Below are 20,929 nucleotides of genomic sequence, written 5' to 3' on the forward strand. Positions count from 1 at the left end.
TGAAACTTTACGCGAATTCCTCGGAATGCCTGATGTCGACGCCGTATTCGGCGCCGGCGTCGAGCATTGTCTGCCACAAGCTTCCGGCGAAGGTTGCAAACAGCAGAAGATTGAACACCGCTTGCCCATCCGGCCCGTCATCGCCGCGCCAGAGATTGACGCTGGTATGGTCGATCGACGTCGCGGCAGCGGCGCCGATCGGAAACGCCGTCGGGTGCAGATCGATCGACGACAATTTCGCCAGCATGGTGCGCGCCTTGGCTCCCGAGACGCTGATCCAGGCGCGCGCATGCGACTGGTCCGACAGCGAGGCGGATTGCGAAAACGCCTGGCTCAATGTGTTTATCGTGTACTTACCGCCCTTCGATAAGACGAGGAACTGATCCGGTCCCGACCAGATGAGCATCACGTCCGAAGCGCTGACCGCCTTCGGTACATCCGGAGCCGCCATGCCGAAGCGGGCTGTGGTGGCGCTTGCCAGTTCCGCCCCTTTGCCGCGCCGCGCCATCACCTGGATCAACTCGAAATTGCGAACTTCAGTGAGGAAAATGCCCGGCGCGACCTCGCGCACGCCATAAGCGCCCGCAACAAGCGCGTGCTCCAGCGGACTGCGGGGAGGCCACGAAAATTCAGCCACGCTGGCGCCCTCCATCCGGATCGTAAAAGACGGGATTGCACAGCTCGACATCGTAATCCTCGCCGCGGAGCGGGTCATGCGCATGGACGATCTCGCCGATCCGCTCGCGCCCGCGCTCGACAAGCGCCAGCCCAATCCACTGGTCGAGCGTCGGCGAGAAGCAGACCGACGTGACATAGCCCTGACTGCTGGCGGAACCCGGTATCTCGCCCTTCGGAATGACATGTGCGCCGGAGCGCAGGCGGCGCTTCTTGTCGGTCGGCTTGATGCCAACCACGACCTGCCGATCCGCTGCCGCCAGCGCCTCGCGCCCGGCCATGACGCAGCCGATAAAATCCTTCTTGGTCGACATCATCTTGCCATGCCCGAGGTCGGCGGCCGTCGTCGTGCCATTCAGCTCCGGTCCGGCGACATGGCCCTTTTCAATGCGCATGACGCCGAGCGCCTCGGTGCCATAAGGCGTCACGCCGAATTGTTTGCCGGCCAGCATCAGATTGCGCACCAGCGCGTCGCCGTAGCGGGCGGGAACGGAAATCTCGAACGCCATCTCGCCGGAGAACGAGATGCGGAACAGCCGTGCCTTGATGCCGCCGCGAAGCGCTACTTCCCGCGCGCCCATGAACGGGAACGCCTCGTTCAACAAATCCTCGGCCGGATCAACGATTTCGCGAAGCAGGTCACGGGTCTTCGGCCCGGCGATCGAGAATTGCGCCCACTGGTCGGAGACGGATGTCAGCTGCACGTCGAGTTGAGGAAACAGCACCTGCCGGCAGAATTCGAGATGCTGCATCACCGGCCCGGCTTTGGCGGTGGTGGTGGTCAGAAAATAATGGTCCTCGGCCAGCCGCGACGTGGTGCCGTCGTCATAGACCATGCCGTCCTCCCGCAGCATCAGCCCGTAGCGCGCTTTTCCCACCGCAAGATTGGAGAAGGTGTTGATGTAGACGCGGTCGAGGAAGGCGCCGGCATCCGGTCCGTGCACGTCGATCTTGCCAAGCGTCGAGACGTCGCAGAAGCCGACGCCAGAGCGCACCGCCTTGACCTCGCGGGTGACCGATTCCAGCCAGTCCTTCTCGCCGGCGCGCGGATACCATTGCGCGCGCTTCCACAGGCCGGTGTCGACGAACACCGCGCCCTGTTCTGCTGCCCAGTGATGCGATGGCGTCAGCCTTGTCGCATGGAAGTCCTCATCGCGATGATGGCCGGCAAAGGCGCCGATGGCGACCGGCACATAGGGCGGACGGTAGATCGTCGTGCCGGTCTCGGGAATGGACTTGCCTGATACCGCCGCCAGGATGGCGAGGCCGGCGACGTTCGAGGTCTTGCCCTGGTCGGTGGCCATGCCGAGCGTCGTATAGCGCTTGAGATGCTCGACCGATTCAAAGCCTTCGCGCTGCGCCAGTTCGATGTCCGAAGCGGTGACATCATGCTGGTAGTCGACAAAGGCCTTCCCTTTGCCGGCGACATGCCAGAGCCGAGTCAGCGAAAAAGTCTCGTCGTCGGCGACTGGCGGCGTGCCGGCACTGCCATTGTGTCCGGGGCTCTGTGCCGCTGCCGCACCGGCGGCAAACCCTTGGCTCAGGCAGGCGCCGAGGCCGAAGGCGCCGTTGGCAGCACCGGCGGCCACCATGCCCGGAGGGGCGCCGTCCGGCACGAAGGCTGATATATCGTCCTGCCATTTCGGCCGGCCGCGATGGTATGAGGTCAGCCCGACCGCCGGGTTCCAGCCGCCGGAAACGGCAAGTCCGTCGGCTTCGACTTCCGCGCGTGCGCCGCCGGTCAGCGATATCGAGATTTTCCTGACACCGTCCTTGCCGCCTTCGACACCGGCGACCGAACCGTTCAGCACGGGAAAGCCGGCTTTGGCGGCAAGCGCGCGATGCGCGGCGGACACGTCTAGGCGAGCATCGACGACGGCCGCGATCTGCAATCCGGCGCCAAGCGCGGTCTCGACTGTGCGCCAGCCATCCTCATTGTTGGTGAACAGGGCGATCCTCTTCGCAGGGGTCGCCGCATAGCGCGCGACATAGGTCCGCATCGCCGAAGCCATCATCACGCCGGGCGTGTCATTGCCGGCAAAGACGATTGGCCGTTCGATGGCGCCGGCGGCAACGACACAGCGCTTGGCCACGATCCGCCACAGCCGCTGGCGCACCTGGTGCTCCGGCGGCGAAGGCAGATGATCGTTGACCCGTTCGATTGCCCCGTAAGTCCCGCCATCATAGACGCCGAACAGCGTCGTGCGGTTCATGATGCGAACATCGGGCAGCGTGGCGAGTTCGGCCAGGGTGCGGGAAGTCCATTCGGCCGCCGGCATGCCGTCGATCATGCCGCCGTCGGCAAGCAGGCGCCCGCCAAGCGCAAAATCTTCCTCGCACAGGATGACGCGGGCACCGCTGCGACCGGCGGCAAGTGCTGCCGCCAGCCCGGCCGGGCCGGAGCCGGCGATCAGTACGTCGCAATGCGCCCACGCCTTGTCGTAATGGTCGGGATCGGCGACACCCGCCGCGCGGCCGAGGCCGGCGGCGCGGCGGATCGCCGGCTCGTAGATCGCTTCCCAGAACTTCGCCGGCCACATGAAGGTCTTGTAGTAGAAGCCGGCGACGAAGATCGGCGAGAACAGCTGGTTCACCGCCATCAGGTCGTGGCGCAGCGACGGCCAGCAGTTCTGGCTGGCCGCTTCCAGACCGTCATAAAGTTCTGCCGTGGTCGCCTTGGTGTTCGGCTCGCGCCGCGCGCCCGTGCGCAGCTCGACCAGCGCGTTGGGTTCTTCCGAGCCTGATGTCAGGATGCCGCGCGGCCGGTGGTATTTAAACGAGCGGCCGACCAGCTTGACGCCATTGGCGATCAGCGCCGAGGCAAGCGTGTCGCCCTGGAAGCCGGCAAAGGTTTTGCCGTCGAAGCGAAAGTTCAGCGGCGCCGAGCGGTCGATGAGGCCGCCGCTCTCCAGCCGGTGCGTCTGCGCGTGACTAACCATCAGGCGCCAACCTCTGCAGCGCCTGCGCCCGCCGCCGGCTCGACCGAGGAAATCTCATGTGTCAGCGTGTTGCGGGTGATCTTCAGCCAGGCCCGGCAGCCGCCAGCATGGTACCAATGTTCGCTCATCGCACCGGCAATGTTGTCGCGCAGGTAGACATAGTCGAAGACGTCGTCCTCCGGGGCGCCTGCTGCCGGACGCACCGGCTTCGCGTCGCCGAGATAGCTGAACTCGCCGAGTTCGCGTTCGCCGCAGAAGGGACAGACAATACGCATGCTTTTTGGACCGTCCTCAGTGCAGGTTCGTTTGGGCGCCGACGCCCTTTTCATCGATCACAGCACCCCGCCGGAACCGGTCGAGGCGGAACCGCGCCGCTTCTGTGTGCAGTTCGTCGCGGGCCAGAAGATGGGCAAAGACGAGGCCGGAGCCGGGCGTCGCCTTGAAGCCGCCATAGCACCAGCCGGCATTGAGATAGAGCCCGTCCACCGGCGTCTTGTCGATGATCGGCGAGCCGTCCATCGACATGTCCATGATGCCGCCCCACTGGCGCAAGAGGCGCACGCGGCCGATCATCGGCATCAGCGCCATGCCGCCCTCGCAGACGTCTTCCATGACCGGCATGTTGCCGCGCTGGGCATAGGAATTGTAGCCATCTATGTCGCCGCCGAAGACCAGCCCGCCCTTGTCGGACTGGCTGACATAGAAATGGCCGGCGCCGAAGGTCATGACGTTGGGGAGCAGCGGCTTGATCGCCTCGGAGACGAAGGCCTGCAGCACATGGCTTTCGATCGGCAGGCGCAGGCCCGCCATCGCCGCGACACGCGACGAACTGCCGGCGACGGCCATGCCGACCTTGCCGGCGCCGATTGTGCCGCGCGAAGTCTCGACGCCGGTCACTTTGCCGTTGGCGTCGCGCGAAAAACCTGTCACCTCGCAATTCTGGATGATGTCGACGCCGAGCGCGCTCGCCGCATGGGCGTAGCCCCAGACCACCGCGTCGTGGCGCGCCGTGCCGCCGCGCCGCTGCAGCAGCCCGCCTTGCACGGGAAAGCGTGCATTGTCGAAGTTCAGGAACGGCATCATCTTCTTGACCGCCGCCAGGTCGAGCAGCTCGGCGTCGATGCCGTTGATGCGCATCGTGTTGCCGCGCCGCGCATAGGCGTCGCGCTGCGCATCGGAGTGGTAGAGGTTGATGACGCCGCGCTGGCTGACCATCGTGTTGTAGTTGAGATCCTGCTCCATGCGCTCCCATAGCTTCATCGACAGTTCGTAGAAGCCGGTGTTGCCGGGCAGCCCGTAATTGGAGCGGATGATGGTGGTGTTGCGGCCGGCATTGCCGGAGCCGATCCAGCCTTTTTCCAGCACGGCGACATTCCTGATGCCGTACTCGCTGGCCAGGAACCACGCCGTCGCCAGGCCGTGGCCGCCGCCGCCGATGATCACCACGTCGTAGTGATCCTTCGGGCTGGCGTCGCGCCAGGTGCGCTGCCAGGTCTTGTGGCCGGAAAACGCGGCGCGGGCGAGGGAGAAGATCGAGTATTTCATAAATCTATTCCGAGATCGCTCGCGCCACGCAGGACCTTTCTTGGCGCATCGGAATCATCCGAAAACCGCTTCACACTTTTCGGTCCGATGCTCTAGATATCCAGCGTGTGGTCACGCTCCCACTGGGTGAAGTGGGAAGCATAGGAATTCCATTCCTGGTGCTTGAGCTTTAGATAAGCCGACGAGAATTCCTCACCCAGCGCCGCCTTGAGCGATTTGTCATTGTCGAACTCGCGCAAAGCATCGAGCAGGTTGAGCGGCAGCTTCGGCGCGCCCTCCACCGTATGGCCGAACTGGTACATGTCGATGTCGTAGCGCTTGCCCGGATCGGCCTTCGAGCGGATGCCGTCGAGGCCGGCGGCGATGATGACGGCCTGCAGCAGATAAGGGTTTGCCGCGCCGTCGGGCAGGCGCAGCTCGAAACGGCCGGGGCCGGGCACGCGCACCATGTGGGTGCGGTTGTTGCCGGTCCAGGTCACCGAGTTCGGCGCCCAGGTGGCGCCCGAAATGGTGCGCGGCGCATTGATGCGCTTGTAGGAATTGACCGTCGGGTTGGTGATCGCAGCAAGTGCGGAGGCATGTTTCATGATGCCGCCGAGAAAATTCTTGCCCTTCGCCGACAGGCCGAGCTCCATGGCGTTGTCGGCAAAGACATTGGTCTTGCCGTCCTTGTCCCACACCGAGATATGGGCATGGCAGCCATTGCCGGTCAGGCCGGGGAACGGTTTTGGCATGAAGGTCGCGCGCAGGCCGTGCTTTTCGGCAACGGATTTCACCATGAACTTGAAGAAGGAATGCTTGTCGGCGGTCGCCAGCGCGTCGTCGAAGGCCCAGTTCATCTCGAACTGGCCGTTGGCGTCCTCATGGTCGTTCTGGTAGGGGCCCCAGCCGAGTGCCAGCATGTGGTCGCAGATCTCGGCGATGACATCGTAGCGGCGCATCACCGCCTGCTGGTCGTAGCAGGGCTTTGACGCCGTATCGTATTCGTCGGAAATCGTCTTGCCGTCCGGCGAGATCAGGAAGAACTCGGCCTCGACGCCGGTCTTGACATGCATACCGTCGCCGGCCGCCTCGTCAATCAGCCGCCTCAGCGTGTTGCGCGGCGCTTGCTCGACCGATTTTTCGTCCATAATGCAATTGGCAGCAATCCAGGCGACTTCCGGCTTCCACGGCAGCTGGATGACCGAATCCGGATCCGGCACCGCCAGCATGTCTGGATGCGCCGGCGTCAGGTCGAGCCAGGTGGCAAAGCCGGCAAAGCCGGCACCGTCCTTCTGCATGTCGGCGATGGCTTGCGCCGGCACCAGCTTGGCGCGCTGCCCACCGAACAGGTCGGTGTAGGAAATCATGAAATATTTGACGCCGTTCTCTTTGGCAAAGGCGGCGAGATCGTTCCCCATTGTAGTTCCTCGCTTATGGCATTCTTGGTGGTTTGATATATCTTAGAAGCCGTTCTTCCCCGGTATCCAGTTGGTGCCGGCCAGCGGCACGCCGGCCATGGCGGCGGCTTCGATCGTCAGCGCGACGAGATCCTCGGGCTCGAGATTGTGCAGGCTGTTCTTGCCGCAGGCACGCGCGATCGTCTGCGCCTCCAGCGTCATCACCTTAAGATAATTCGCCAGCCGTCGGCCGGCCGCTATCGGATCGACCCGTTTCATTAGTACGGGGTCTTGCGTGGTGATGCCGGCCGGGTCGCGCCCCTCATGCCAGTCGTCATACGCGCCGGCGGTAGTGCCGAGCTCGTTATAGTCCGCCTCCCAGCGCGGATCGTTGTCGCCGAGCGCGACAAGTGCGGCCGTGCCGATCGACACCGCGTCGACGCCGAGCGCCAGCGCCTTGGCGACGTCGGCGCCATTGCGGATGCCGCCGGAGACGATCAGCTGCACCTTGCGGTGCATGCCGAGATCCTGCAGGGCCTGCACCGCCGGCCTGATGCAGGCAAGCGTCGGCTGGCCGACATTCTCGATGAACACTTCCTGGGTGGCGGCGGTGCCGCCCTGCATGCCGTCGATCACGACGACGTCGGCGCCTGACTTAACCGCAAGGGCTGTGTCGTAATAGGGCCGCGCGCCGCCGACCTTGACGTAGATCGGCTTTTCCCAGTCGGTGATTTCGCGCAGTTCCAGGATCTTGATTTCCAGATCGTCAGGCCCGGTCCAGTCGGGATGGCGCGAGGCCGAGCGCTGGTCGATACCCTTCGGCAGCGTGCGCATTTCGGCGACACGGTCGGAGATCTTTTGGCCAAGCAGCATGCCGCCGCCGCCGGGCTTGGCGCCCTGGCCGACGACGATCTCGATAGCATCCGCCCGCCGCAAATCGCGCGGGTTCATGCCGTAGCGCGATGGCAGATACTGGTAGACCAGCGTCTTGGAATGGCCACGCTCTTCCTCGGTCATGCCGCCGTCGCCGGTGGTCGTCGAGGTGCCCGACAGCGTCGCGCCGCGGCCGAGTGCTTCCTTCGCCGGGCCGGAGAGCGACCCGAAACTCATGCCGGCGATGGTAATCGGGATTTTCAGCTCGATCGGCTTTTTCGCATGGCGCGAACCCAGCACCACGCTGGTGTCGCAGCGCTCGCGATAGCCTTCGAGCGGATAGCGCGAGATCGAGGCGCCGAGCACCAGCAGGTCGTCGAAATGCGGAAGCTTGCGCTTGGCGCCGGCGCCGCGAATATCATAGATGCCGGTCGCCGCCGCGCGGCGGATCTCGGAGAGCGTGTAGTCGTCGAAAGTCGCGGATTTGCGCGGCGTCGTCGGCGGGTTGCGATAGGTCATTGAGCCTCAATACGCGTCGGCGTTGTCGATGTTGAAATTGTAGAGCGTGCGCGCCGAGCCGTAACGCTTGAACTCCGCCGCCTTGACGCCGGTCGCGCCGGCACGGTCGAGAAGGCCCTGCAGGAGTTCCAGATGCTCTGGCCGCATCTCCTTGGCGATGCAGTCGGCGCCGAGGCTTTCGACCTTGCCGCGCACGAACAGCCGCGCCTCGTAGATGGAATCGCCGAGCGCGTCGCCGGCATCGCCCAGCACCACCAGATTGCCAGATTGCGCCATGAAGGCCGACATGTGGCCAATGTTGCCGTGGACGACGATGTCGATGCCCTTCATCGAGATGCCGCAGCGCGACGACGCATTGCCTTCGATGACCAGCAGCCCGCCCCTGCCGGTGGCGCCGGCATACTGGCTGGCATCGCCTTTGACCGTTATCGAACCCGACATCATGTTTTCGCCGACGCCGGGTCCCGCCGAGCCATGCACGGTGATGGCGCTGCCGTCGTTCATGCCGCCGCAATAATAGCCGACGCTGCCGCGGACATCGATGGTGATCGGCTGGTCGACGCCGACGGCGACCGAATGGCTGCCTTTCGGGTTCAGCACTTCCCAGGCGGTCTCGTTCGAACCAGGGGTCAGATTGTGTAGCGCCTGGTTGAGCTCGCGCAGCGGCATTTCGGCCAGGTCGAAGACCGTCGACGCCCGACTCTGCTCATGGTCTTGCTCGCGGGTCGCCTTGGAGACGTTGATTGCCGGCATGAGCTCAATGCTCCCAGAAATAGACAGTTGCGGGCTCGGGCTCCCAGACCCTCGCATTGTCGATGCCGGGCAGCTTGGCGAGCGCGCGATATTCCGAGCCGAAGGCGACATACTGGTCGGTCTCGGCCATGACGGCAGGCTTGCAGGCGATCGGATCGCGCACCACGCCGAAGCCGTTCTTGGTGCCGACGACAAAGGTGAAGAAGCCGTCGAGGTCGCTCAGCGTGCCTTCCAGCGCCTCGCCGAGATTCTTGCCATGCGCCATCTGCGAGGAGAGATAGGCGGCCGCGACTTCGGTGTCGTTCTCGGTCTCGAATTTCATGCCTTCGCGGATCAGCTCGCGACGGACATTGTTGTGATTGGACAGCGAGCCGTTGTGCACCAGACACTGGTCGGCGCCGGTCGAGAACGGATGCGCGCCCATCGTCGTCACCGCCGATTCCGTTGCCATACGGGTGTGGCCGATGCCGTGCGTACCGGTCATGCTGCGCACGTCGAAGCGATCGACGACCGCTTCGGGCAAGCCGACCTCCTTGTAGATTTCGACGACATCGCCGGCGCCCATGATGCGGATATCGGGGCGCAGCACCTGGATGGCCTCGCGCACTTCATCGATCTTGTCGGGCGTGGTCCTGACGACCGCATGCGTCGATTTCACTGCGATGTTCACCGGCGTTCCGATCGCCCTGGCGAGTTCGGCGTCAAGGTTGCGGAAATCGTGCTCCGGCTTGGCCGACTGGATGGTGATCTTGCCCTCGTTGCCGGATGGCGCTCCATAGATGGCGATGCCGGCGCTGTCGGGACCGCGATCGCTGAGCGAGATCAGCATCTCCGAAAGCATCGAGCCGAGCCGGGGCTCGAGCGACTTGTCCTTCAAAAACAGTCCGACGATTCCGCACATGTCAGGCTCCCGAGATGAGGTATGATTTAGCTGCTACCAGCTTCATGAGTCGAATTCAAATCGTATGAAAGTTTTTTTCATCTTGGACAAGTCGTCTGGCGCAAATGACGCGCCAGACGACCATCGGCGACTTAATGGCGGTCGATCGCCTTTCTCGTCTCATCTCCAGTGCGATCCGCAGCCATATCGGCCTCGATTTCAGCACTCTCGTGGCGCGTCTGGAGGACGTGCCATCCGATCCAGAAGACGAGGCCGATGATCACCATCACGACTTCGGAACCCTGAAACGGGTAGATCGCGCCGACGTCCTTGAGGTCCACGGCCCAGCTTTCCATTCCATTGGTAGACATTGCGGTTCTCCTTGCCCGTTGACTATTTGATCATGGCTTTTTCGGCGGTTCCCACTTCGCGGACCGACGCCTCGAAAGCATGATTGAGGGCGAAGTCGACGCCCTCGAGTTCCACCTTCGCCGGTACGCGCAGGAGGTTCATGCTGTTGAGGATCTTGCAGACCACGAAGGTGGGGACGAAACCGAGCACGAACATCAGCACCGCACCAGCTAAATTGCCGAGCGGGTTGATGTGCGCGAAGCCCTCATAGGGCGAGGACGGCTGTCCCCACAGCATGAAGCCCGCCACCACGACCCCGAGGAATCCGCCATAACCGTGCACGGCGACGGCGCCGACCGCATCGTCGATCTTGAAGCGGCGTTCGACGAAATAGTGCAGGTTGTAGCAGATGGTCGGGACGATCGCGCCGATCAGCAGTGCCTGGATCGGGTGATAGAGGTCATTGCCGGCTGAGGCCGAGATAATGCCGCAAAGCCCCATCGAGAATGTCCAGAAGGGGTCGCCTTTAGAGACGATGTAGCCGGCCAGCATACCGCCCGACAGCGACATCAGGAAGTTGAAGGTGATCGCCGAGAGCGTGGTCGGCGCGAGATAGATGTTGGTCGCCGTCCAGGTCTCGCCGGTGATCTGGCCGGCAATCGTGGCCGGGCTGATCAGCGGAATGTTGCACGCGGCGTAGAAGCCCCAGAAGCCGGTGAAGATCAGGAACAGGCCGATCGTGACCAGCCACACATTGTGAGGTGGGATGTCGCGCGCCGTGCCGTCGGGCCTGAACTTGCCGATGCGCGGACCCAACACGATGAGAAAGGCGAGCGCCGCTCCGCCCGCGATCGCGTGCACGACGCCCGATGCATAGGCATCATGATAGCCCCAGAGCTTCACCATCCAGCCTTGCGGATGCCAGCCCCAGGACGCGTCGAGGATCCACAGGACCGAACCGACCAGCACCGCAACAATCCAGAACGCACCCGAGCGCACGCGTTCTATGATCGAACCCGAGATGATCGACGCCGTCGTGATGGAGAACAGCAGGAAGGCGCCCCAGAACACGCCATTGAGGCGATGCCACAGCGCGGCATCGGTAGGGGTGACCCCCGTCTCGCCTGGATTGACACCGGAGAGGTGGGTGCCCATCAGCGGATTCCATGGTTCGGCAAATGGTGCGGTGACAAGTCCGCCGGCGATGCCCGGCCCATTGGGGAAACCGAAATAGATCCACCAGCCGAAAAAATAGAACGTGATCGTGACGAGCGGGATGGCCATCGCGTTCTTCATAAGCGTTTTCAGATGATTTCGCCGGCGCGACACGCCGACCTCGTACATGCAGAACCCGACATGGATCAGGAACATCATGACGATGGTCACCCAGTAATAGAATTCCGTGAAAATGGTCGTTAGAGCGTTGAGATTCCCTTCCATTTCATGTCCCCTCCGTTCAGTTGCGTTCCTTGCCTCTGAGTAAAACTTTTTGCATCTTAGTATTGCGCGCTTTTGGAGTTTTGAGTCAATATGGCGCAGACCGTCGCCGGGCCCTCAGTGCCCTTGAGCGGCGAAACACCGGCAATCGTGTGAGGAGAAGCAAGTCCATGACCGCATCCTGGAGATTTTCGACCTTGGCGGATCGCCATCGTGCGCTCGGTTCGAAGCTGGAAGACTGGAGCGGGATGGGCACCGCCTGGACCTACGACAAGAACGCCGACGAGGAGTATATCGCCATCCGCACCAAGGCCGGGCTGATGGACGTGTCGGGCCTGAAGAAGGTCCACATCACCGGGCCGCATGCCTCGCACCTGATCGACCTCGCCACGACGCGCGACGTGGAGAAGATCTATCCTGGCAAGTCGGCCTATGCCTGCATGCTGAACGAGGCCGGCAAGTTCACCGACGACTGCATTCTCTACCGCACCGGCCCGAATGCCTGGATGGTCGTGCACGGTTCTGGCACCGGCCATGAGGAGTTGCAGCGCGCCGCCATGGGCCGCGATGTATCGCTGCGTTTCGACGACAATCTGCACGACCTTTCGCTGCAGGGGCCGATAGCCGTCGATTATCTGGCAAAGCATGTGCCGGGCATTCGCGACCTCAACTATTTCCACCACATGCAGACCCGGCTGTTCGGTTTTCCGGTGATGATCTCGCGCACCGGCTACACCGGCGAACGCGGCTACGAGATCTTCTGCCGTGGCCAGGATGCCGGCACGATCTGGGACACCATCCTCGACGAGGGCAAGAGCGCCGGCATCATCGCGTGCCGGTTCACCACGCTCGACATGCTGCGCGTCGAGAGCTATCTCTTGTTCTATCCCTATGACAATTCGCAGAAGTATCCGTTCGAGAACGAAGGCCCCGGCGACACACTGTGGGAGCTCGGCCTCGACTTCACAGTCAGCCCCGGCAAGACAGGCTTTCGCGGTGCCGAGGAGCACTACCGCCTCAAGGGCAAGGAGCGGTTCAAGATCTTCGGCGTGCTGCTCGAAGGCAAGGAGCCGGCGGACGAGGGCGCGCCGGTCTATCGCGACGGCAAAAAGGTCGGTGTGGTAACCTGCGCCATGTATTCGCCGCTGGTCAAGAAATCGATGGGCATTGCCCGGCTCGATGTCGACTGCGCCGTCCAGGGCACCAGGTTCGAGATCCGCAACCAGAGCGGCGCCATCAGCGCGACGGCTGAGCCGCTTCCCTTCGATGATCCGAAGAAGACCAAGCGCACGGCGAAAGGCTGAGGCATACTGAGAGAATGGCAGCGAAAAGCATCATCAGCCGGCCGGTCTACGGAACCCTGTCCCCGCAGCCCGGCAAGCACCATCTTTTCGTGGCGGATGCAGAAGGAGCGCTGGCCATAACAGACCTGGCCGCCAAGGCGCCCGATGGTTTCTTTGCCGATGCCCATATCATCTTCATCCCCGGCAATGACAGCAAGCATGTCGCCGCGCTCGAAGCGCTGAAGCCGGCGCAGTTCTACCAGGGGCCTTCCTTCGCCAGCGCCCTCCCGCGGCTGAAGCAGACGCTGGCCAACGCCCATATGGGCCTGCATCTCTATCTCGCCGGCACCGAGGGGCTGATTGGCCAGGCCATGCAGGCGGCGCTCGAAGCCGGCATCGACCACACCTCCATCCAGACCGAGCACCGCGGCTCGCTGGCGCGCCGCATCCAATGCGTCCATTGCAAGGGCATCACCGAAAACGTGACGACGCAGCCTGCAACGTGTTCGCATTGTGGCCTGCTTCTTCTGGTACGCGATCACTATTCCAGGCGCCTCGCGGCATTCCAGGGCGTCTGCATCAATGCGGAAGACCGCAGCGAAATTCCTCCGACGGAGGAGATCTTTCGATGAGCACCGGCACCACCAAGCTTGACGTCGTGGTGAGCGATGTCGTCCCGGTCAACGAATTGGTCACACGCTTCCATTTCCGCCGGCGCGACGGGCAGCTTTTGCCGACATTTTCCGGCGGCGCCCATGTTGTGGTGGAGATGCGCGATGGCGAGCGGACGAGGCTCAACCCCTATTCGTTGATGGGCTCGCCGCTCGACACACGCGAATACACGATCTCGGTGCGCCGCGACGACGTCGGCCGCGGCGGCTCGCTGTTCATGCACAGGCATGTCAGGCCCGGCATGGAGATGGTGATCAGCTACCCGGTCAATCTTTTTTCGCTCGATCTGCGCGCCAGGAAGCATCTGATGCTGGCGGGAGGCATCGGCATCACGCCGTTCATGGCGCAGACCGCGCAGCTGGCAGCGGAAGGCGGCAATTTCGAGCTGCATTACACCTGCCGCACCGCCTCGCTCGGCACCTATGCCGATGTGCTCAAAGATCGCTATGACCGCCGCGTCAGGCTCTATCACGACGACCGCGACGAGCGCATCGAGCTCGACCGGCTGCTGTCGTCACAGCCGCTCGGCACACATCTCTACGTCTGCGGCCCGTCCGGCATGATCGGCTGGGTGCGCGACCGCGCCGCTGCGCTGGGCTGGCCCACGGAAACCGTGCATTTCGAGCATTTTGCCGCCCCGCAGCCCGGCGCCCCCTTCGACGTGACGCTGGCGGTCAGCGGCAAGACGATCCGCGTCGGCGAGCAGCAGAGCCTGCTCGAGGCGATCGAGGCCGCCGGCGTCGATCCGCCCTATCTCTGCCGCGGCGGCGTCTGCGGCCAGTGCGAAACCAACGTCATCGCGCATGACGGCAAATTCATCCACAACGACCATTGGCTGAGCGAGGAAGAGCACCGTTGCGGCAAGAAGATCATGCCCTGCGTCTCGCGCTTCGAGGGCAGGTCGCTGGTGCTGGAAAGATAGGAGGCGAGCTTGGGAATCACCTTTCGCAAGGAAACGTTCCGCGACGACTTCACGTTCAAAAACAGCCCGGAGCACATCAGGCGGTTTCCGTTCCCGTTCCACGAAGACAGCTACATGTATGCGGTCAATATCGAGCCGCATGTTCTGGGGCCGAAAGGCAGCGTGCTCGAAAACCTGATCGACGTCGACGAGCACTATGTCGCCGAGATGCAGGACCGCGCGCTGGTGCTGGCGGAAGACCCGCTGCGCTGCCAGTCGCTGCCGCACATGACGCTGGCCGGCTGGGACCTGCTAGAGCTTCTAATGGAACAGCAGGCGGTCGGTTATCCCGAGCATTTCACGCTGTCGCGCGACGGCGACAAATGGCGCTGGATAAACCGGCCGCTCGGCATCGACGACAGCTTCACCTTCGGCGACGTGTCGACTCTGCCTTACGGGCCGATGGAATACATCACGCGGCAATCACAAGGCGATTTCTGCATCCTAGACCAGCGTGACGGCAACCTGTGGATGGACGCCGGCATGGTCACAACCCAGGCCGACTGGTCGCTCGATTTCGACATTGGCATGAACTTCTTCGAGTGGCACGCGCCGGTGCCGCTGGCGCATGAGAAGGGCATATTCACCCGGGCGCTGAAGTTCCTCACCAACATTCAGCAAGGCAAGCCGGCGCGGCGGTTGAACTGGACGATGACGATCAATCCGCGCCTCGATACCAGTCCGGAAAATTATCACAAATGGGGCCCGGACCGGGCGACGGTGACGCCCGAAAACGTTGGCGACAAGGTCCATCTGCGTGTCGAATTGCAGAGCTTCTGGCGGCTGCCGCGCTCGAACGGCATCGTCTTCCCGATCCGCTGCTACCTGATCAAGATGGATGAGCTGGTGACGCAGCCGAAATGGGCGCGGCGCCTGCACCGCGTCATCCGCGACCTTCCCGACGAGCTCGCCAATTACAAAGGCCTGACACGCTATCGTCGGACACTGGTCGAATGGCTGTCGAAGCTCGACGACGGCAGCCCGACGAGCCCGGGGTTTGGGCCGGACTAAGTTTCTGCCTGCTCTGTTTGTGCCGCCCCTCAAGCCCTGGGTTCCTCGCCCCCGCTAGCGGGGGAGAGGTGGCCGCGAAGCGGCCGGAGAGGGGGCTTCGTAGGGCGCAGTCCCCCTCTCCGTCTCGGCTTCGCCGAGCCACCTCTCCCCCACTTCGTGGGGGCGAGGAACCCACGCTGGAATGAGGCGCAGTCCTTCGCAGACGAACCCGCTCAACCCGCACTACTCTGCGGATAGCAGATGATCGAGAGATAGCGCATCGGCAGTTGCGTCAGCTGTTCCGGGCCGTGCGGCGCGTCGGCATCGAAGAACAGGCTGTCGCCGGGCTTCATCGGATAGAGATTGCTGCCATGCCGGTAAACAACCTCGCCTTCGAGCATGTAGAGGAACTCCATGCCTTCGTGCTGGAAGGTCGGAAACACATCGGAATCTTCGGTCAGCGTGATCAGATAGGGTTCGACGACGACGCCGCTGGTGTTGGAGCCGATATGGCCGAGCAGATTGTACTGGTGGCCGGCACGCGTGCCGCGCCGCTCGACGTCGAGGCCTTCGCCGGCCTTGACGAAGACGGCGCTGCGCTCTTCCTCGAAACGGCGGAAGAAAGCGGTGACCGGAACACCGAGCGCCCGCGACAGTGCCTGCAAAGTGGTCAGCGACGGCGAAGTGATGCCGTTTTCGATCTTCGACAGCATGCCAAGCGAAATGTCTGTGGCAGCCGCAAGATCGGCGACGGTGATGCCGAGTTTTTTGCGAAACGCCCGCACCTCGCGACCGATCGCGACCTCCAGGACCTTTTCGCGGGTGTCGCGAACGGCGTGCGGGTCCTGGGTCAGTGGAGTCCGGATCGTTACCACCCCCTTCGGCGATGGCTTGGCCCTGGCGGCTGCCCCATTCCTGAAATTGGAAGCTTTCTTCGGCATCTCGCCACCCGGTTCTGCGGATTTATTTCACTCACGGTGAACATATTCGGTGCGGATACAGAGCGCAACTGCGACAGCAACCCACTTTATGTTGAACGGCGTGCTCTCCGGATTTCGGCCGTCGGCGGTTTTGCCGAAAATCCGGTCTGGGGAAACGTGGTTTCAGCACAAGGCCTGTTGACAGCATCAAAGGGGCAATTACTGTCCTGTCAGTGAAATTTGTTTCGTTAGGGAAATGAGGCCGGGAGGGTTTGCAATGAAAAGTCGTGTTGCCGTCATTGGAGCCGGACCTTCCGGCATGGCCCAGCTTCGAGCCTTCAAGTCGGCTGCCGACAAGGGCGCCGATATTCCGGAAATCGTCTGCTTCGAAAAGCAGTCCGACTGGGGCGGCCTGTGGAATTACACCTGGCGCACTGGCCTCGACGAGCATGGCGACCCGGTGCACGGCTCGATGTACCGTTACCTCTGGTCGAACGGACCGAAGGAATGCCTCGAATTCGCCGACTATACGTTCGAGGAGCACTTTGGCCGTCCGATCGGCTCCTACCCGCCGCGCGCCGTGCTGTGGGACTACATCAAGGGCCGCGTCGAAAAATCCGGCGTGCGCCAATGGGTGCGCTTCAACAGCCCGGTGCGCATGGTGACCTTCTCCGACACGACGAAAAAGTTCACCGTCACCGCGCATGACCGCACCAACGACGTCACCTATTCGGAAGAGTTCGACAACGTCGTCGTGGCGTCGGGGCATTTTTCCGTGCCCAACGTGCCCTATTTCGAGGGCTTTTCGACCTTCAACGGCCGCATCCTGCACAGCCATGATTTCCGCGACGCCATGGAATTCAAGGACAAGGATATCCTGATCATCGGCCGCTCCTATTCGGCGGAGGATATCGGCTCGCAATGCTACAAATACGGCGCCAAATCGATCACCTCCAGCTACCGCTCGAAGCCGATGGGCTTCAAATGGCCGGACAACTGGAAGGAAGTGCCGCTGCTGCAGAAGGTCGTCGGCAAGACCGCGCATTTCAAGGACGGCAGCACCAGGGATGTCGACGCCATAATCCTGTGCACCGGCTACCTCCACTCCTTCCCGTTCCTCACGGAGGATTTGAAGCTCAAGACCGCCAACCGCATGTGGCCGGATGGGCTCTACGAAGGCGTCGTCTGGGAGAAGAACCCGCGGCTGTTCTATATCGGCATGCAGGACCAGTTCTACACCTTCAACATGTTCGACGCGCAGGCCTGGTTCGCCCGCGACGTCATCATGGGCCGCATCAAGCTGCCTTCGGCAGAAGTGATGGCGGAACACGGCAGGAAATGGCGGGCGCGTGAGGAAACGCTGGAGGACGCCGAGCAGATGATCTGGTTCCAGGGCGACTACACCAAGGAATTGATGGATCAGACCGACTATCCCGGCTTCGACGTCGAGGCTGTCAATCAGACCTTCATGGAGTGGGAACACCACAAGATGGAAAACATCATGGGCTTCCGCGACAATGCCTATCGCTCGCTGATGACCGGCACGATGGCGCCGCTGCACCATACGCCGTGGCTGCAGGCGATGGACGATTCGATGGAATCTTATCTGGAAGTGAAAGGGGTGGCGGCGGAGTAGCAGCTTCCTCACCGCACCGGCTGCAATCAAATGGCCTCCTTGGGTTATGGAGGTTCCGGAAGATCGGAAAATGAATCAGTTACTTGACGGACAGCTGCCAGCCCAACCCCACTTCACCGAAAAGCAGGGCCAGTATCTCGCCTTATCTGGACCTACGCCATGCTTAACGGTCGCTCGCCGGCCGAACACGACATGCAGCGCCGTAGGCAACCTGGCCTCGCGCGCAGCATTGAACTGCTCATTGAACCCGACAGCCTGCCCAGGTTGCAACCCATCGAACCCGTCAAATCCGCTGTGCAGAGGCACTAGTTGCTGCGTGCCTCGCGCACGTCTCTCGTCGCCTCAATGATCCGATCGAGCAGGGCATGGAGATCGTCGCGGTGGCCGCTGCGGCCGGCGGGGCCGTTTTCATCTGATATCATGACCACGGTCAAAGCGCGCCCGGGCACAACATAGACCATCTGCCCGCCATACCCCCACCCGTAGAAGACCGCTTCGCCCGCGATCTGACGGATGAACCAACCATAGCCATAACCGTCACCGGTGAAACGGGAGGCGGTGCGTGGCTGCCATGAGAGCTTGATCCAATCGGCCGGCACGAGCTGCCGTCCGCCGCGGCTCACCCCGCCGCTGCGGTAGAGCTCGCCAAAGGCGAGCAGCGAGCGCGGGCTCATGGCCATCTGGTTGCCGCCGAGATAGATGCCCTGTGGGTCGCGGTCCCAGGCGGCGATGGAAAAGCCCTCCTGCGGCCCCAGCCATTCGCGTGCCAGTTCCAGGGTTGAGCGGCCGGTCCGCCGCGTCAGGATCGCAGAAAGGAGATGGGTCGAGCCGGTGGAATAGAGCATGGTACCGCCCGGATCGTCGTCGAAGGGCATGGCGAGCGCTGCCCGCACCCAGTTATCGCTTGCCACCCAGCGCCCGTAGTTTGGGCCGGAGGTCCGACCCAGCCCTGCCTGCATGGAAAGCAGATGACCGATCGTAACCTGCTGGAGCCGCGGATCCACGTCGGCGGGCAGGTCGGCCTGAAGAAGCGGAGCGATCTTCTGGTCAGTGCCTTGGAGCACGCCCTTGTCGATGGCGATGCCGACGAGCGCGGAGATGATCGACTTGGAGGCCGATTTTATGTTGGCAGGACGTGCCGGAGAGTGGCCGCGATAGCCACGCTCCGCCACCAACGCGCCCTCATGCGCGATGGCAACCGTGCGCAGCGGCGTCAGGCGCTCGGCCTCATCAAAGAGCTTTTCAAGCCGCTCCCCCAAGCCGTCCGCACCGTGAGCAGCGACGGAAAAGATGAGGAGAAAGGCTAAACTCACGGTGGGGCGCTTCAGCATGAAACCAGCCTGGGACGCATTTCTGGCAATACAAAGGTGACGCGGGCTAGTAAAGACGTCTGCCTCGCACAAGATAGTCGGATAGGGCAGGCGTCCGGGGCAAGGCAGCGGCTATTCGAGCATCAGCAGCTCCCGAACCGGAGTTTCTGACCCGTTCCAGTCGTTCTCGCCGCAGCCTAATGGTCCGAATCTGACACTTGATGCCTTGGTCGACTGCTGCGAGTGTGGCGAGCCATGGCCCCGAAACCACGTCGAATGCGGCTAACGCCCGAGCTGGTCGCCAGAGTCCTCAGTGTGGACGATTCTCTGCCACAGCCCTTCACCGCGCCGTCCGACGCCGACCATGATGACACCGTCCGGGCGATACTTGCCGCCGCACCGTCAGCTGACGAGGTCTGGCTCTTTGCCTATGGATCGCTGATGTGGAACCCGGCCTGTGATTTCGTGGAGCAGCGGGTTGGCTTCGTGCCCGGGTGGCGCCGCTCCTTCTGCCTCGGATGGGACCGGTGGTTTCGAGGATCAGACAGGCAACCCGGTCTCATGTTGTCGCTCGACCGTGGCGGGCAGTGCAAGGGCGCGGTCTATCGCCTGCCGCCGGACGCTATTGAGGCAAATCTCGGCAGGCTCTTTCGTCGTGAGATGCGCGCCAAGCCGTCCGCTCATTCGCCGCGTTGGGTGAATGTTCGCACCGAGAACGGACCGCTCCACGCGATCACCTTTGTGATTAACCGGAACAGCGGACGCTATGTCCGCGGGCTGTCGCTGGAACAGATCGCCGACGCGCTCGCGCTCGCGTGCGGTCCGTGGGGTTCCATGGCCGACTATCTCCACAGCACTGTAAGTCACCTTGAAGGTATGGGGATTCACGACAGGCAATTGTGGCGTTTGCAGGAGTTGGTAGGCGAACGCATCGAAGCGTCGACGGCCGAAGATCTTCCCGCGAAATGAGCCAACGGGGCTCAACCCTCAGACCATGACCACTAGTGGATTGAATTCATCGTCTGATGCCCTCGCGTGGACGTTGAGGATGCGCTGACCCTCGCAGGGGGAACCGAGATCTGACTACGATGGCGGTCGCGGGATTGCTCTGAGGCCAGGCCGCCGTTCAGCGCCCTATGCGAGCACGAAATTCGGCAGTCGAATTGGTGCGTGGAAACGGTTCGGTAGGCAATTGTACCCCGAGAAAGGCACACAGCGACTCCCACCCTTCGGAGACCTGATAGGTAAGAAGACGTTCGGAGGGTAGCGTGGCTCTCACCGCGGCGTTATGTGCTTCATAGACGGCTATTGCGTGATCACGGTCATTGAAGCGACCGCCAAAGACGCCATTGCCAACTACCGCCACACCGAAGGACTGTGGGTCATTGCTGCCAGCGTCCATGGCGAGTCCTATCGTTTGCGCCACACTGTTATACCAGGCTTCGGGGTCACGGACTGTGAGGACAACCTTTACATCAGGGTAGTGATCGCTCACTTCGCGCCAGAAATGCGCCGTTGGCCAATCGACCGCGGAACGATAGCCGGCATATGCCACATCCCAGTTCGGGAGTTGTCCCTGGCCAGCGGCGCGCCACAGCGCTTTCTGTTCGGGATTGGCATTCACGTCTGCCATGTGGTGGCAAGGCCCGAACCCAAGATGCTCTAACGCGAGCTTCAGCGAATATGTGCCAGTGCGGCCCATGCCCGCGCCAATGACATCTAGAGCCATGAGCATCCCCAAGGCGACTTCAATCGGTCAAAATACCGCCGTTCCCGTTATTTCGCTACATATTTGAAGGTTAGCTC

Annotated in this window: 19 protein-coding genes; 6 read left to right on the plus strand and 13 right to left on the minus strand. The window is 62.6% G+C overall.

Translation table 11 applies throughout. The annotated features are described in order from the left end of the window. Positions 1-7 precede the first annotated feature (7 nt). The 10 genes from CIT31_RS08215 to CIT31_RS08260 all read right to left on the minus strand — a co-directional run bounded on the left by CIT31_RS08215 (position 8) and on the right by CIT31_RS08260 (position 11,354). Positions 8-637 (minus strand): sarcosine oxidase subunit gamma, encoded by a 630-nt coding sequence (locus CIT31_RS08215; RefSeq protein WP_095518406.1) that lies wholly within the window; start codon positions 635-637, stop codon positions 8-10. Beyond that, positions 630-3,614, minus strand: coding sequence for a sarcosine oxidase subunit alpha (locus CIT31_RS08220; protein ID WP_095518192.1), 2,985 nt, complete (start codon positions 3,612-3,614; stop codon positions 630-632). The genes CIT31_RS08215 and CIT31_RS08220 overlap by 8 nt, the downstream gene beginning before the upstream one ends. Continuing rightward, positions 3,614-3,889, minus strand: coding sequence for a sarcosine oxidase subunit delta (locus CIT31_RS08225; protein ID WP_095518193.1), 276 nt, complete (start codon positions 3,887-3,889; stop codon positions 3,614-3,616). Before CIT31_RS08225 ends, CIT31_RS08220 begins: the two co-directional genes overlap by 1 nt. Positions 3,890-3,905: 16 nt before the next feature. Then, positions 3,906-5,159, minus strand: a complete 1,254-nt coding sequence (locus tag CIT31_RS08230) for a sarcosine oxidase subunit beta family protein (RefSeq protein ID WP_095518194.1) — start codon at positions 5,157-5,159, stop codon at positions 3,906-3,908. Between the two features lie 92 nt (positions 5,160-5,251). Further along, positions 5,252-6,559: a type III glutamate--ammonia ligase gene (gene glnT / locus CIT31_RS08235; RefSeq protein WP_095518195.1), complete on the minus strand. Its 1,308-nt coding sequence runs from the start codon at positions 6,557-6,559 to the stop codon at positions 5,252-5,254. Between the two features lie 42 nt (positions 6,560-6,601). After that, positions 6,602-7,930, minus strand: coding sequence for an FMN-binding glutamate synthase family protein (locus CIT31_RS08240; RefSeq protein ID WP_095518196.1), 1,329 nt, complete (start codon positions 7,928-7,930; stop codon positions 6,602-6,604). Between the two features lie 6 nt (positions 7,931-7,936). Then, entirely contained in the window at positions 7,937-8,683 is a 747-nt protein-coding gene (locus CIT31_RS08245) for a GltB/FmdC/FwdC-like GXGXG domain-containing protein (protein WP_165778378.1), read from the minus strand. 4 nt (positions 8,684-8,687) lie between these two features. Beyond that, on the minus strand, positions 8,688-9,584 hold the full coding sequence (locus tag CIT31_RS08250; protein WP_095518197.1) for a class II glutamine amidotransferase: 897 nt from the start codon (positions 9,582-9,584) through the stop codon (positions 8,688-8,690). A 131-nt stretch (positions 9,585-9,715) separates the two neighbouring features. Then, positions 9,716-9,934: a hypothetical protein gene (locus CIT31_RS08255; protein WP_029355351.1), complete on the minus strand. Its 219-nt coding sequence runs from the start codon at positions 9,932-9,934 to the stop codon at positions 9,716-9,718. Between the two features lie 22 nt (positions 9,935-9,956). Further along, on the minus strand, positions 9,957-11,354 hold the full coding sequence (locus CIT31_RS08260; RefSeq protein ID WP_095518198.1) for an ammonium transporter: 1,398 nt from the start codon (positions 11,352-11,354) through the stop codon (positions 9,957-9,959). A 167-nt stretch (positions 11,355-11,521) separates the two neighbouring features. Here CIT31_RS08260 and CIT31_RS08265 point away from each other — a divergent pair, with 167 nt between their 5' ends. From CIT31_RS08265 to CIT31_RS08280, 4 genes are read left to right on the plus strand one after another with little or no spacing between them, the layout of a single operon-like run. Continuing rightward, the gene (locus CIT31_RS08265; protein WP_095518199.1) at positions 11,522-12,655 is read left to right on the plus strand and encodes an aminomethyl transferase family protein; all 1,134 of its coding nucleotides are present in this window, start codon (positions 11,522-11,524) and stop codon (positions 12,653-12,655) included. Between the two features lie 14 nt (positions 12,656-12,669). Then, positions 12,670-13,266 (plus strand): dimethylamine monooxygenase subunit DmmA family protein, encoded by a 597-nt coding sequence (locus CIT31_RS08270; RefSeq protein ID WP_095518200.1) that lies wholly within the window; start codon positions 12,670-12,672, stop codon positions 13,264-13,266. Beyond that, positions 13,263-14,228: a PDR/VanB family oxidoreductase gene (locus CIT31_RS08275; protein WP_095518201.1), complete on the plus strand. Its 966-nt coding sequence runs from the start codon at positions 13,263-13,265 to the stop codon at positions 14,226-14,228. The genes CIT31_RS08270 and CIT31_RS08275 overlap by 4 nt, the downstream gene beginning before the upstream one ends. Positions 14,229-14,237: 9 nt before the next feature. Next, on the plus strand, positions 14,238-15,278 hold the full coding sequence (locus tag CIT31_RS08280; RefSeq protein ID WP_095518202.1) for a heme-dependent oxidative N-demethylase family protein: 1,041 nt from the start codon (positions 14,238-14,240) through the stop codon (positions 15,276-15,278). A 212-nt stretch (positions 15,279-15,490) separates the two neighbouring features. Here the strand turns inward: CIT31_RS08280 and CIT31_RS08285 are convergent, their stop codons facing one another. Continuing rightward, the gene (locus tag CIT31_RS08285) at positions 15,491-16,198 is read right to left on the minus strand and encodes a helix-turn-helix domain-containing protein (protein ID WP_065008325.1); all 708 of its coding nucleotides are present in this window, start codon (positions 16,196-16,198) and stop codon (positions 15,491-15,493) included. 256 nt (positions 16,199-16,454) lie between these two features. On the opposite strand from CIT31_RS08285, the gene CIT31_RS08290 reads away from it, so the two are divergent. After that, complete coding sequence (locus CIT31_RS08290; RefSeq protein ID WP_095518203.1) at positions 16,455-17,813, plus strand: NAD(P)-binding domain-containing protein; 1,359 nt, start codon at positions 16,455-16,457, stop codon at positions 17,811-17,813. Between the two features lie 305 nt (positions 17,814-18,118). Here CIT31_RS08290 and CIT31_RS08300 read toward each other — a convergent pair whose 3' ends face one another. Then, positions 18,119-19,144: a serine hydrolase domain-containing protein gene (locus CIT31_RS08300; protein WP_095518204.1), complete on the minus strand. Its 1,026-nt coding sequence runs from the start codon at positions 19,142-19,144 to the stop codon at positions 18,119-18,121. Positions 19,145-19,438: 294 nt separating this feature from the next. Here CIT31_RS08300 and CIT31_RS08305 point away from each other — a divergent pair, with 294 nt between their 5' ends. After that, complete coding sequence (locus tag CIT31_RS08305; protein WP_245316144.1) at positions 19,439-20,092, plus strand: gamma-glutamylcyclotransferase; 654 nt, start codon at positions 19,439-19,441, stop codon at positions 20,090-20,092. Between the two features lie 157 nt (positions 20,093-20,249). Here the strand turns inward: CIT31_RS08305 and CIT31_RS08310 are convergent, their stop codons facing one another. Continuing rightward, complete coding sequence (locus CIT31_RS08310) at positions 20,250-20,852, minus strand: sulfotransferase family protein (protein WP_095518408.1); 603 nt, start codon at positions 20,850-20,852, stop codon at positions 20,250-20,252. Positions 20,853-20,929: the final 77 nt, after the last annotated feature.

Origin of the sequence: Mesorhizobium wenxiniae (assembly GCF_002284535.1) — a bacterium.
Lineage (GTDB): Bacteria > Pseudomonadota > Alphaproteobacteria > Rhizobiales > Rhizobiaceae > Mesorhizobium > Mesorhizobium wenxiniae.